Source organism: Plantibacter sp. Leaf314 (assembly GCF_001423185.1).
Lineage (GTDB): Bacteria > Actinomycetota > Actinomycetes > Actinomycetales > Microbacteriaceae > Plantibacter.
The window spans coordinates 1692682-1705329 of record NZ_LMOB01000001.1 but is presented as its reverse complement, the minus strand read 5'-3'; the positions used below and the strand labels follow the sequence as shown (position 1 = coordinate 1705329).

General features: G+C 70.4%; 10 protein-coding genes. 7 read left to right on the top strand and 3 right to left on the bottom strand.

Annotation, left to right across the window (positions count from 1 at the left end; all coding sequences use genetic code 11):
* Positions 1–20: 20 nt before the first annotated feature.
* Both ASF68_RS07945 and ASF68_RS07940 read right to left on the bottom strand, forming a co-directional pair.
* On the bottom strand, positions 21–593 hold the full coding sequence (locus tag ASF68_RS07945) for a winged helix-turn-helix domain-containing protein (RefSeq protein ID WP_056009058.1): 573 nt from the start codon (positions 591–593) through the stop codon (positions 21–23).
* Positions 594–657: 64 nt separating this feature from the next.
* Complete coding sequence (locus ASF68_RS07940) at positions 658–2124, bottom strand: MFS transporter (RefSeq protein WP_082498532.1); 1467 nt, start codon at positions 2122–2124, stop codon at positions 658–660.
* A gap of 159 nt (positions 2125–2283) precedes the next feature.
* Here ASF68_RS07940 and ASF68_RS07935 point away from each other — a divergent pair, with 159 nt between their 5' ends.
* From ASF68_RS07935 to ASF68_RS07905, 7 genes are all read left to right on the top strand, one after another.
* Positions 2284–4866 carry an ATP-dependent Clp protease ATP-binding subunit gene (locus tag ASF68_RS07935; protein WP_056009055.1) on the top strand — a complete coding sequence of 861 codons (2583 nt, stop codon included), beginning with the start codon at positions 2284–2286 and terminating at the stop codon, positions 4864–4866.
* A gap of 333 nt (positions 4867–5199) precedes the next feature.
* Entirely contained in the window at positions 5200–7062 is a 1863-nt protein-coding gene (gene dnaK / locus ASF68_RS07930; protein WP_056009052.1) for a molecular chaperone DnaK, read from the top strand.
* Positions 7063–7064: 2 nt separating this feature from the next.
* A complete protein-coding gene (locus tag ASF68_RS07925) occupies positions 7065–7739 on the top strand; it encodes a nucleotide exchange factor GrpE (RefSeq protein WP_056009048.1) in 675 nt (224 codons plus the stop codon).
* 2 nt (positions 7740–7741) lie between these two features.
* Positions 7742–8743: a DnaJ C-terminal domain-containing protein gene (locus ASF68_RS07920; protein WP_056009045.1), complete on the top strand. Its 1002-nt coding sequence runs from the start codon at positions 7742–7744 to the stop codon at positions 8741–8743.
* 24 nt (positions 8744–8767) lie between these two features.
* On the top strand, positions 8768–9184 hold the full coding sequence (locus tag ASF68_RS07915) for a heat shock protein transcriptional repressor HspR (protein WP_056009042.1): 417 nt from the start codon (positions 8768–8770) through the stop codon (positions 9182–9184).
* Between the two features lie 47 nt (positions 9185–9231).
* Positions 9232–9894 carry a hypothetical protein gene (locus tag ASF68_RS07910; protein WP_056009039.1) on the top strand — a complete coding sequence of 221 codons (663 nt, stop codon included), beginning with the start codon at positions 9232–9234 and terminating at the stop codon, positions 9892–9894.
* 31 nt (positions 9895–9925) lie between these two features.
* Complete coding sequence (locus ASF68_RS07905) at positions 9926–11122, top strand: methyltransferase (protein WP_056009036.1); 1197 nt, start codon at positions 9926–9928, stop codon at positions 11120–11122.
* 16 nt (positions 11123–11138) lie between these two features.
* On the opposite strand, the gene ASF68_RS07900 is transcribed toward ASF68_RS07905, so the two are convergent.
* Positions 11139–12608, bottom strand: coding sequence for a hypothetical protein (locus ASF68_RS07900; protein WP_056009033.1), 1470 nt, complete (start codon positions 12606–12608; stop codon positions 11139–11141).
* Positions 12609–12648: the final 40 nt, after the last annotated feature.

Genomic DNA, 12648 nt, shown 5'->3' with positions numbered 1-12648 from the left:
TCCTCTCCGTGGTTCGGTGGTCATTCCATGGCGGCGACGGCGACGAGCAGCGGCACCAGCCGCGTGGGCGGGACGGCGACGCGTCCTCGTCCGGCTGCCTGCAGCCACCCCGCCGCGGTGAGCACGCGGATGTGGTGGTAGATCTGGCCGGTGGTGCCGATGCCGTCGAGCTCGCCGAGCTCGGTGAGGGCCGTCGTGCCGTTCGCGACCGCGAGGAGCAGCCGGAGGCGTACGGGCGACCCGATGGCCGCGAGCCGCGCAGCGGTCGTCGCGAGTGGGACGGATGCCGCGGCGTCGGCGGAACCGGCGTCGTCGCCGAGGGCGAGGAGGTCGTCGGTCGCCCTGGCGTACTGCCACTGGACCGGTGCCCCGCCCGCGACGACGGATCCGGTGAAGAGGACGGCGCCGTGTTCGAGTGACGCGGTGCGTTGTTCGAGTCCGCGGAGCGCCCAGAACGTGTCGTCGGAGGTGGCCTTCGGTAGGACGTCGTCGGAGTCCTCCGCGGCCTGATCGTCGCCGGTCGTCCCCCCGAAGACCGCGGCCTCGAGCCGACGGAGGCGTGCCTCGTGATCACCAGGGTCGACGGTCGTCATGTCCCAAGTGTACAAATAACGTAATTACGAAATCAAGAGGCAGGGCGGTACCGCCCGTCTCGGATCACCGGCGGGCGGCGAGCCTGCCCTGCTTCGCGTGGACCGGGAGGAGGAGTCCGAGGCCCACCAGGAGCACGAGCACGATGCCGAGGATGCCCCAGAACTGCTCGCCGCCGAGGGTGACGAACAGGGCGAAGGCGGTCGGTGCGAGGAAGGAGACGGCGCGGCCGGTCGTGGCGTAGAGGCCGAAGACCTCACCCTCGCGGCCCTCCGGGATGATGCGTGCCAGGAACGAGCGGCTCGCGGACTGCGCCGGGCCGACGAAGAGGCAGAGCATGAGCCCGAAGATCCAGAAGATCGTCGCACCGCCCTCGTGCAGGAGGAAGACCGCGCTGCCGGCGATCACGAGGCCGATGAGCGACGCGACGATGACCGGCTTCGGGCCGACCTTGTCGTCGAGCAGGCCGATCGTGATGGTCGCGATGCCGGCGACGACGTTCGCGGCGATGGCGAAGATGATGACCTCGCCGGGCGAGAAGCCGAAGGTGCCGGCGGCCAGGACACCGCCGAAGGTGAAGACGCCGGCGAGCCCGTCGCGGAACACGGCGCTCGCGAGCAGGAAGTAGAGCGTCTGCCGGCTGTCGCGCCAGAGCTCCGCGATGCTCTTCGCGAGGACGCCGTAGGAGGCGAAGAACCCGACGTGCGGCCGGGCGACGGCCTGGGGTGCGTGGTACTCGGGCACCGCGAACAGCACCGGGAGGGCGAAGATCCCGAACCACGCCGCGGAGACGAGCATCGCGACCCGGACGTCCATGCCGTCGTCGCCCGTCACGCCGAACAGGCCGACCTCGGGGGAGATGAAGCCGAAGTACACGACGAGCAGCAACACGATGCCGCCGATGTACCCCATGCCCCAGCCGAGGCCCGAGACCTTGCCGATGGACGACGGCGTCGAGACCTGCGCGAGCATCGCGTTGTAGTTGACGCCGGCGAACTCGAACACGATGTTGCCGACCGCGAGGAGGACAAGCCCCAGCCAGAGGAAGTCCGGATCGGGGGCGACGAAGAACAGGAGCGCGGTGATCGCAACGACGACGTAGGTGTTGAAGCCGAGCCAGAACTTCCGTCGGCCGGCCGAGTCGGAGCGCTGGCCGACGACCGGCGCGAGGATCGCGATCAGCAGGCCGGCGGCGGCGAGCGCCCATCCGAGCGAGGCGGACACCGCGGCCTCGTCACCGAAGGCGTCGCTCGTCAGGTAGACGGTGAATACGAAGGTGGTGACGACGGCGTTGAAGGAGGCGGAACCCCAGTCCCAGAGGCTCCACGCGAAGATGCGTCCCTTGCGGCCCGACTGCGCCTTCACGGCGGCGACCTGTGAGGTGTCGAGGTCGACGGTGGCCGCCGCGGCGTCCGGGTCGACGAGCGGTGGGGGCGGGAAGTTGCGGGGGCGGGATCCGAGGCGTGGCGTGTCGTCGCCGGTGCCGCTCCGCTTGCCGGTGTCGTCGGTGCCACCTGGGGGTGTCGTGCTCATGCACCGAGGCTAGTGCTCCGCGGTGAACGGCCGGTAGCGCACGGCCTTCGCGCCGTTGCTGGGGGTTCACTGGGACGCGGATCGGGCCCGGGAATAGCCGGGACGGTTCCGCGTTGGACTTGAGCGTACGACACTCAAGTTTGAATCCAGGAGGTTCACGTGCCCGAAGACTTCACCCAGGGCGGCGCAGCAGCAGACGGCGGTTCGTCGTCGTTCGACGACTTCCTCGCCCGATACCTCGAGGGCGAGCGGGCGCGTTCGGCGCGCACCATCGACCTCAGCCGCTTCCTCACCTCGCGGACGCAGGAGATCCTGCAGCGCGCCGGCCGGTTCGCACTCGAACGCGGCCAGAACGAGCTCGACGCGCTCCACATCCTGCGCGTCATCGTCAGCGAGGAGCCCGCGAAGGACGCCGTCGCGCGCCTCGGCGTCGACCCCAGGACCATCGCCCGCGCCGCCGAACAGCGACTCCCGCAGGCGTCGTCGCCGAGCGTCAAGGACCCGGCGATCACGCCGTCCGCGCAGCGGGCCCTGTTCCACGCCTACCAGGTCGCCCGTGCCGCAGGCTCCACCTACGTCGACCCGGAGCACCTCTTCTTCGCCCTCGTCATCAACCAGGACTCGCCCTCCGGTGAGGTGCTCGCACGCGCCGGTGTCACGGCCGACGCGCTCACGCAGGGGATGCGCCAGACCGTCGGCGACCCCGGCGTCGCGACCGAGGACCGGAGTGACGACGACGCCGACGACTTCGATTCCGACACCCCGATGCTCGACCGCTTCGGCACCGACCTCACGGCCCTCGCGGCCGGCGGCTCGCTCGACCCCGTGATCGGCCGTGCCGACGAGATCGAGCAGACCATCGAGATCCTCTCGCGCCGCACCAAGAACAACCCGGTGCTCGTCGGTGAGGCCGGCGTTGGCAAGACCGCCGTCGTCGAAGGCCTCGCGCAGGCGATCGTCGACGGCGGCGTGCCCGAGCAGCTGCGCGGTAAGCGCGTCGTCTCGCTCGACCTGCCCGCCATGGTCGCCGGAACCCGCTACCGCGGCGACTTCGAGGAGCGCCTCACCGGCCTCCTCGACGAGATCGCGGCGAGCCGCTCCGAGCTCATCGTCTTCATCGACGAGGTGCACACGGTCGTCGGCGCCGGCGGGTCCGGCGAGGGCGGCATGGACGCCGGCAACATCCTCAAGCCACGTCTCGCGCGCGGTGAGCTGCACCTCATCGGAGCGACCACACTCCGCGAGTACCGCGGCATCGAGAAGGACCCCGCGCTCGAGCGTCGGTTCCAGCCCGTGCGCGTCGGTGAGCCCTCGATCGAGGACGCCGTCCTCATCCTGGGCGGCCTCCGTCCCGCGTACGAGGAGCACCACGACGTCCGCTTCACCGACGACGCCCTCCGCGCCGCCGTGGAGCTCTCAGCCCGCTACCTGCCCGACCGCGTCCTGCCGGACAAGGCCATCGACCTCATCGACCAGGCCGGCGCCAGGCTCCGACTGCGACTCGGCACGACGGTGGACGTCAGCGCCCTCGTCGAGGAGCTCGCGACCCTCGAGGCCTCGAAGAACGCTGCGGTCTCAGCCGAGCACTACGAGGAGGCCTCGCGCATCCGCGACGAGATCACCGCGGTGCAGGCCAAGCTCGACGCCGCGTCCAACGGCCCCGGTGCCCGGACGGACAGCGCGGCCGTGGTCGACGAGACGCAGATCGCCGGCGTCGTCTCCCGCGCGACCGGCATCCCCGTCAACCGCCTCACCGAGGGCGAGCGGGAACGCCTCGCCGGCCTCGAGGACGAACTCCACGCGCGCGTCATCGGTCAGCACGACGCGGTCGCCGCGGTCTCGAAGGCCGTGCGCCGCAACCGGACCGGCATGGGCGACGCGAACCGCCCCGTCGGCAGCTTCCTCTTCCTCGGCCCGACCGGCGTGGGGAAGACGGAACTCGCCAAGGCGCTCGCCGGATCCCTGTTCGCCGACGACACCTCGGTGATCCGCTTCGACATGAGTGAGTTCGGCGAACGCCACACGGTGTCGCGACTCGTCGGTGCCCCTCCCGGGTACGTCGGCTTCGACGAGGCCGGCCAGCTCACGGAGCGCGTGCGACGCAACCCGTACTCGATCGTGCTGTTCGACGAGATCGAGAAGGCCCACCCGGACGTCTTCAACCTGCTCCTGCAGGTGCTCGACGACGGACGCCTCACCGACGGCCAGGGTCGGACGATCGACTTCCGCAACACGGTCGTCGTCATGACCTCGAACCTCGGTTCCGAGTTCCTCGCCTCCCGGTCGGGAGCGATGGGGTTCGTCGCCGGTGGTGCGGACGACCCGACGGGCTTCGGCTCGGAGGAGGCGCTCCGTGCCCGGGTCATGGGCAAGCTGCGTGAGGCGATGCGGCCCGAGTTCCTGAACCGGATCGACGAGATCGTCCTGTTCCGGAAGCTCGACCAGGCGCAACTGCAGGAGATCGTCGGGCTCATGCTCGGCCGCACCAGCGAGCGCCTCGCCGCTCGCGGGGCGTCCCTCGAGACGACGCCTGCGGCACTCGCGCTCCTCGCCGAGCTCGGGTACGAGCCGGAGTACGGAGCCCGTCCGCTGCGGCGCCTGATCCAGCGCGAGGTCGACGACCGGATCGCCGAACTCGTCGTCGCCGGTGGGGTCGCTGCGGGCTCCCGCATCCACGTCGGCGCGGCCGACGGGGCGATCGTCGTCACCGAGCAGACCGCGGTGTTCGCCGACGCAGCCTAGGGATCACCCCTTCGACAGGCTCAGGGACCGGACCTCCGGCCCTGGGCCTGTCGGCGTCTCCGGCCCCGGTCCCCGCCTGTCGAAGGGCTGTCCTGAGCCTGTCGAAGGGCACCCTGGCCATCCGCTGGGAGTTGAGCCAGCAGGACTCAACTTTCTTGACGACGAAACGGGCCTTCGCTAACATTGAGTCATCGGGGCTCAAGTCTCGTGCATCATCGGCAACACCCATCCAATCAGCTCGGTGCCGAGCTCGTCGAGTCGGCCGGAAGCGGCAAGCATGCCGTCCGGGTCGACGAGTTCTGAACCGGCAGTCAACACAAGGAGAACCAACACATGGCACGTGCAGTAGGCATCGACCTCGGTACCACCAACTCGGTGGTCGCCGTCCTCGAGGGTGGAGAACCCACCGTCATCGCCAACGCCGAGGGCTTCCGCACCACCCCCTCCGTCGTCGCATTCACGAAGGACGGCGAGGTGCTCGTCGGCGAGACCGCGAAGCGCCAGGCCGTCACCAACGTCGACCGCACCATCGCGAGCGTCAAGCGCCACATGGGCACCGACTGGAAGTTCGACGTCGACGGCAAGAAGTACACCCCGCAGGAGCTGTCGGCCCGCATCCTGGCCAAGCTCAAGCGCGACGCCGAGCAGTACCTGGGTGACACCGTGACCGACGCGGTCATCACCGTCCCCGCCTACTTCAACGACGCCGAGCGTCAGGCCACGAAGGAGGCCGGTGAGGTCGCAGGCCTCAACGTGCTCCGCATCATCAACGAGCCGACCGCCGCCGCCCTCGCGTACGGCCTCGACCGCGGCAAGGAGGACGAGCTCATCCTCGTCTTCGACCTCGGTGGCGGTACCTTCGACGTCTCGCTGCTCGAAGTGGGCAAGGACGACGACTTCTCCACCATCCAGGTGCGCTCCACCTCCGGTGACAACCGCCTCGGTGGCGACGACTGGGACCAGCGCGTCGTCGACTACCTGATCAAGCGCTTCAAGGACTCGACCGGTGTCGACGTCTCGGGCGACAAGATCGCGAAGCAGCGCCTCAAGGAAGCTGCCGAGCAGGCGAAGAAGGAGCTCAGCTCCTCGATGTCGACCTCGATCCAGCTCCCGTACCTCTCCCTCACGGAGAACGGCCCGGCGAACCTCGACGAGACGCTCAGCCGTGCGAAGTTCGAGGAGCTCACCAACGACCTCCTCGAGCGCACCCGCAAGCCGTTCAACGACGTCATCGCCGAGGCCGGCGTGAAGGTCTCCGACATCGCGCACGTCGTGCTCGTCGGTGGATCGACCCGCATGCCCGCCGTCGCGGAGCTCGTCAAGAAGCTCACCGGTGGTCAGGAGCCCAACAAGGGCGTCAACCCTGACGAGGTCGTCGCCGTCGGCGCAGCCCTCCAGGCCGGCGTGCTGAAGGGTGAGCGCAAGGACGTGCTGCTCATCGACGTCACCCCCCTGTCGCTCGGTATCGAGACCAAGGGTGGCATCATGACGAAGCTCATCGAGCGCAACACCGCGATCCCCACCAAGCGGAGCGAGACCTTCACCACGGCCGACGACAACCAGCCGTCCGTCGCGATCCAGGTGTTCCAGGGCGAGCGCGAGTTCACCCGCGACAACAAGAACCTCGGCACCTTCGAGCTGACCGGTATCGCTCCGGCTCCGCGCGGTGTGCCGCAGGTCGAGGTCACCTTCGACATCGACGCCAACGGCATCGTGCACGTGTCCGCAAAGGACAAGGGCACCGGCAAGGAGCAGTCGATGACCATCACCGGTGGCTCGTCCCTCGGCAAGGAGGACATCGAGCGCATGGTCCGCGAGGCCGAGGAGCACGCTGCGGACGACAAGGCCCGCCGCGAGCAGGCCGAGGTCCGCAACAGCGCCGAGCAGCTCGCCTACTCGATCGACAAGCTCATCAAGGAGAACGACGACAAGCTCCCCGAGGACGTCAAGACCGACGTCCAGGGCGACGTCGACGCCCTGAAGAGCGCGCTCGCCGGTGAGGACGAGGACGCGGTGAAGACCGCGTTCGACAAGCTCAACGAGAGCCAGGTCAAGCTCGGTGAGGCCATCTACGCCCAGGCGCAGGCCTCCGAGTCCGCCGCAGGAACCGAGGCCCCGGCTGAGGAGGCGACCTCCGATGAGGACGTCGTCGACGCCGAGGTCGTCGAGGACGAAGACGACAAGGACAAGAAGTAACCATGACTGACGAGAACCAGAACCAGAACCAGGACGATCCCATCATTCGCGACAAGCGACGGATCGACCCGGAGACCGGCGAGGTTCGTCAGCCTGGCACCGAGGGGGCTGACGCCGACGCGTCGGCCCCCTCGGGCGCACCTGCCGAATCCGCCGACGCCGCCGCGTCGGGTGCCGAGGACGAGCTGACCGTCGAGGACATCCTCAACGCCGCTCCCGAGGAGCCCGTGCAGGCAGGCGACCTCTCGCCCGCCGAGCAGCTCGCCGCAGAACGCCTCGGCGACCTGCAGCGCGTCACGGCCGAGTACGCGAACTACCGCAAGCGCACCGAGTCCGGCCGCGAGGTGGAGCGTGAGCGCACCACCGGCGAGGTCGCGAAGGTCCTGCTGCCGGTGCTCGACGACCTCGACCGTGCCCAGAAGCACGGCGACCTCGAGGGCGACTCCCCGTTCGCGCAGATCGCGGCGAAGCTGCGCACCTCCGCCGAGCGACTCGGTCTGAAGCCCTTCGGTACGGTCGGGGAGACCTTCGACCCCAACGTGCACGAGGCCATCTTCCAGCAGCCCACCCCGGGCGCCGAGGGCGAGACCGTCCTCGACGTCGTGGAGACCGGATACACCCTGGGCTCCACGCTGCTGCGCGCCGCGAAGGTGGTCGTCGCGGTCCCGGCGAGCTAGCCATGGCGAGTCAAGACTGGTTCGACAAGGACTTCTACAAGGTCCTCGGCGTCTCGAAGGACGTGACGCCGGCGGAGCTGAAGAAGGTCTACCGGAAGCTCGCCAGGCAGTATCACCCGGACTCCAACCCGGGCGATGCGAAGGCCGAGGCGAAGTTCAAGGAGATCAGCGAGGCCCACTCCGTGCTCGGCGACCCCGAGCAGCGCAAGGAGTACGACGCCGTGCGCGCGATGGGCGGTGGAGCACGCTTCACCGCTCCGGGCGCCGGTGGCGGTCAGGGCGGCTTCGAGGACGTCTTCGGATCGATGTTCGGTGGAGGCGGTGGCGGTGGCGGACGCCAGAGCTACAGCTACCAGCAGGCCCCTCCGGGCTACGAGGACATCCTGGGCGGCATGTTCGGCCAGGGTGGCTTCGGCCAGACGAGCGGCGGGTTCCGCGGCTACGGCGGACCGACACCCGGACGCGACATCACCGCGCACACGACGATCGACTTCATCACGGCCACCCAGGGCGACACCATCTCCCTGCAGACCTCCGAGGGACGCACCATCAAGGTGAAGATCCCGGCAGGGGTGTCCGACGGTCAGAAGATCCGACTGCGCGGCAAGGGGCAGCCGAGTCCGGACGGCGGTGAGCCCGGCGATATCGTGGTCACCGTGAGTGTCCGCAAGCATCCCGTGTTCGAACGCGACGGCCTGAACCTGCGCGTCACCGTGCCGGTCACCTTCGTGGAGGCCGCGCTCGGCGCGACGATCGAGGTTCCGACGCTCGGCGGCGAGCCCGTCAAGCTGCGGGTCGCCCCCGGTACGCCGAGCGGACGCGTGCTCCGCGTCAAGGGTCGGGGCGTCGCGACGACGAAGGGCACGGGCGACCTGCTCGCCGTCGTGCAGATCGTCGTCCCCGCCCACCTCGGCGGCGAGGCGAAGGAAGCACTCGAACGGTTCCACGAGCTGGAACCGAAGGACAACCCCCGCGACGAGCTCATCGCCCGCGCGCGGGGCTAGGCACCACCGGAAGGGATTGGGCGCATGGACGAGAACTCGCCGGTCTTCGCGATCGCGATGGCTGCTGAGCTCGCCGGCATGCACCCGCAGACCCTCCGGCAGTACGACCGGCTCGGCCTCGTGTCACCCACGAGGACGGCCGGGAAGTCGCGCCGGTATTCGATGCGCGACATCGCCCAGCTCCGGGAGGTCTCCCGGCTGAGCGCCGAGGGCGTCAGCCTGGAGGGCATCTCCCGCATCCTGACCCTGGAGAACGAGGTCACCTCGCTCCAGGGTCGGGTGCGCGAACTGGAGCACGCCCTCGCCAACGCCCTGCTGCGGTCCCCGGGGAACCGGGTGTTCGCCGCCGGCATGGAGGGCAGTGTCGTCCCGATGCGGAGCGGCACCCGCACCCGTCGGCGCACCGAGGTCGTCGTCTGGCGGCCGTCGCTCTCCGAGTAGTCCGACGACCACCCCGGCCGGACGCGCACGCCGCGTAGGGTTGGGGCATGAGCGCGCAGCCCGTGGTGACGAAGCCGGACCCGGCACAGACCGCTCCGGCGACCGCACGCCGGCGTCGCGGCGCGCGGCTGACGGGACTCTCGGCCTATCCGCTCATGTACTTCGGCGTCATCGCCGGGGTCCTCCCGCTCGTCACCCTCGTCGTGATCGGTGCGCCGATCCTGTTCGGTGTCCTCTTCGGCGCCGGCGAGGCGGAGTGGGTCGACGGTTTCTCCCGCGCGTTCGGGTTCATCCTGCTCTTCCTGACGCCGCCGTTCGGCGCGTGGGTGTGGGGCTACGTGGCCCTCGGCGTCGTCGCCTTCCTCGGCGGTATCGCCCTCAGCCTGCGGATCCTGCGCAGCCACGGCGTGCGTCGTGCCGGAGCCGTGACGCACTGGGGCATGTGGGCGACGGTGCCGCTGCAGCTCGTCTTCGCCGTCATCAGCCTCCTCGTCGTCTTCGGAGCGATCGCCTCCATCCGGGCCGAGGACGCCACCGGTGTCGAGACCGTGCGGGCCTTCGGCCAGGGGATCGCCATCGCGACGGGTGTGAACCTGATCGTCTCCGCCGGCCTCGGCGTCCTCATCTTCCCGGCCGTCCTCCGTGCCGTGAAGGCGGAGAAGCCAGCGAAGGCGAAGAAACCCGCGAAGCGGTCGCGCCGCCGCGGCTGAGCCCGCGAAGCCCCGCCGGTACGCTGAGGGGATGCCCGAGTTCTCCTTCGACGCACTGCGCCGGTTCCCCGATCACGAGGCACCGAACCTCTTCGCCGTCGATGCGACCGACCGGTTACTGCTCGACGAAGCGGCCGCAGCCCTCGACGGACGGGTCCCCGTCGCCGGTGAGATCGTCGTCGTCGGCGACACCCACGGTGCGCTGACGCTCGGCGCGATCGCCCTCCTCGGAGCGACGGACGTCCGGGTCCACCAGGACGCCGCGGTCGGTGAGCGCGCCCTCGCGGCGAACGCCGAACGGCTCGGCAGTGACGGCGGTTTCCGCAACCTGCCGCTCGGCGAGGAGCTGTTCACCGGCGCATCGCTCGTCCTCCTCCAGCTTCCGAAACACCTCGAAGCGCTGCACGAGATCGCCGCCGCCGTGGCCCGCTGGAGCACGGCCGATGTGCGTCTCCTGGCCGGCGGGCGGGTGAAGCACCTGACGCCCGCGATGAACGACGTCCTGGGGCGGAGCTTCTCGACGGTCGCCGCGAGCCTGGCCCGCCAGAAGTCGCGGGTGCTCCGAGCGAGCGGACCGGTGGTCGCCGCTGACGCCGAGGGCCGGCCTGCCGACACCACGACCGCGACGACGGTGCGCACCGAGCACCACGCCGACATCGGCCTGACCATCGCCGCCACCGGCACCGCGTTCGCCGGCACGAAGCTCGACATCGGCACCCGGTTCCTGCTCGAGCTGCTGCCGGACATCGCACCGGCGGCCCGGACGGCCATCGACCTCGGCTGCGGCACGGGCGTCCTCGCCGTGTCGCTCGCCATCGCGAGGCCCGAGCTCGCGGTCATCGCGACCGACCAGTCGGCCGCCGCGGTCACGTCGACCACCGCGACCATCGCCGCCAACGACGACGCGGATCGCCGGTTGGCCGAGCGCATCACGGTCGTCCGCGACGACGGCCTGTCGATGCAACCGGACACGTCAGCCGACCTCATCGTCCTGAACCCGCCGTTCCACAGCGGGACCACCGTCCACACCGGCGTCGCCCACGAGCTGTTCGCCGAGGCCGCTCGCGTGCTGCGACCAGGCGGCACCCTCGCCGTCGTGTGGAACTCGCACCTCGGTTACCGGGCGGCGCTCGAACGGCTCGTCGGCCCGACCACGCGGCTCGCGCGGAACCAGAAGTTCACGGTGACGATCTCGCACCCCCGGGCGACGGGCGGCACCACCGCCTGAGCTCGGAGCGTTCGCGTCAGGCGGCGTTCCAGAGTCGCTCGATGCGCTCCCGGTTCGCGGTCTCCTCCGGGGTCTCGTCGCTGTATGCGGACGCGTCGATCGTGACGGAGTCCGCGGCGTCGAACCACCACGTCCCCGGTTCGCCCTCGATCTCGATGCTCGTCCACGTCCCCGGTGCGACGCCGGCCTTGACGAGCCCGATCGCCGCCCCGAGCATCGCGTCGTCGCCGTTCCGGAACTCGAGCTGCAGGCGGTCGGCACTGCCCTCGAAGGAGACCAGCGAGCCCGAAGCGAGTCCCTGCTCGACCAGGGCGAACTGGGCGGCCGCTTCGGCACGCGAGCCGCCCACCGCGAAGGTGTCCGGGGTGCCGGCTGCGACGGGCCCGTCGATCCGGAGCGACGCGACGACCGACGCCGCCGGCAGGGTGTCGAGGGCGTCGAGCGCGGCACGTCCTGCCGCCGGGTCGGACACGGTGAGTCGGAGGCTGTCGCTCGACGCGTCGATGGCGGTGACGCCGGGCACGGCACCGACGGCCTGGACGACCGGCAGCATCTCCGCCGACTGGACACCGTCGTCCCAGGTGACGATGCCGCCCTGGATCTCCACTGAGACGTCCGTCGGCAGCGACCCCGTCGCGAGCGCGGTCGCAGCGGCGACGTCGTCGACGTTCGCGATCCGGAGGTCGAGGGTGCCCGGGGTCAGAGCCGCCCCGATCACCTCGAACTGTTCGGCGACGGCCAGGTAGGCGGCTCGACTCCCGCTCGGATCCCCGCTGGCGGTCGGGTCGTCGTCGTCACCGGAGGAGATGGAGAAGCGAGCGGCCTCGCCCTGCTCGGGGGACCCGGGGGTCGCGTTCGTCGCCTCGTCCGCGCCGGACCCGATCGGGTCGCCGTCGTCGCTTCGACCGGTGAGGACCGCGTCGGCGTAAGCGGGCGTCGCCTCGGCCGTCTCGCCGGCCAGGTCGTAGGCGTCGAGGAAGTCCTCGCCGGGTCGCGCCTCCAGGGTGAGCGACGAGGCGCGTCCGCCGTCGGCTCCGACCGGGAAGAGGTGCAGCTCACCGCCCGGGACGCCTTCGGCCTCGAGCGATGCGAGCAGCTCCAGCTGGGTCGCGTTGTCCTCGCGCCGGTCGAGGACGGCGACGGTGAAACCGCGGACGGAGACGTCGACGCCCTCCCAGGTGGCCCCGCCGCTCCGCTTCGACTGCTCGCTGAGGAAGCCGCCGATGCGGTCCACGATCTCGCCCAGGTGGTCGGCGGTGACGGCGTCGTCGATGAGGACCGATGCGGACGCCGTTCCGCTCCAGGGGAGGTCGTTGCTGCCGCTCGCGTCCACGTCGACCACGTCGGGGACGCCGTCGAGGAGTTCCTCGAACGCGCTGGCGGCGGCCGAGCCCGCGTCCACGTCCCCGCACCCGGTGAGGCCGGCGGCGGCGGCCGTGGCGACCAGTGCAGCGGCGGCGATCCTGATCGTCCGGTGTCGAGGCATGCACCCACCCTAAGCAGTCGCCGCCGGGCCCCGCGTCGGG

What these genes read in the sequence shown, in the direction of transcription:
- ASF68_RS07925 (WP_056009048.1), top strand. Translation starts at nt 7,065, where the DNA reads ATGACTGACGAGAACCAGAACCAGAACCAGGACGATCCCATCATTCGC.
- ASF68_RS07915 (WP_056009042.1), top strand. Translation starts at nt 8,768, where the DNA reads ATGGACGAGAACTCGCCGGTCTTCGCGATCGCGATGGCTGCTGAGCTC.
- ASF68_RS07940 (WP_082498532.1), bottom strand. Translation starts at nt 2,124, where the DNA reads ATGAGCACGACACCCCCAGGTGGCACCGACGACACCGGCAAGCGGAGC.
- ASF68_RS07920 (WP_056009045.1), top strand. Translation starts at nt 7,742, where the DNA reads ATGGCGAGTCAAGACTGGTTCGACAAGGACTTCTACAAGGTCCTCGGC.
- ASF68_RS07945 (WP_056009058.1), bottom strand. Translation starts at nt 593, where the DNA reads ATGACGACCGTCGACCCTGGTGATCACGAGGCACGCCTCCGTCGGCTC.
- ASF68_RS07905 (WP_056009036.1), top strand. Translation starts at nt 9,926, where the DNA reads ATGCCCGAGTTCTCCTTCGACGCACTGCGCCGGTTCCCCGATCACGAG.
- dnaK (WP_056009052.1), top strand. Translation starts at nt 5,200, where the DNA reads ATGGCACGTGCAGTAGGCATCGACCTCGGTACCACCAACTCGGTGGTC.
- ASF68_RS07910 (WP_056009039.1), top strand. Translation starts at nt 9,232, where the DNA reads ATGAGCGCGCAGCCCGTGGTGACGAAGCCGGACCCGGCACAGACCGCT.
- ASF68_RS07900 (WP_056009033.1), bottom strand. Translation starts at nt 12,608, where the DNA reads ATGCCTCGACACCGGACGATCAGGATCGCCGCCGCTGCACTGGTCGCC.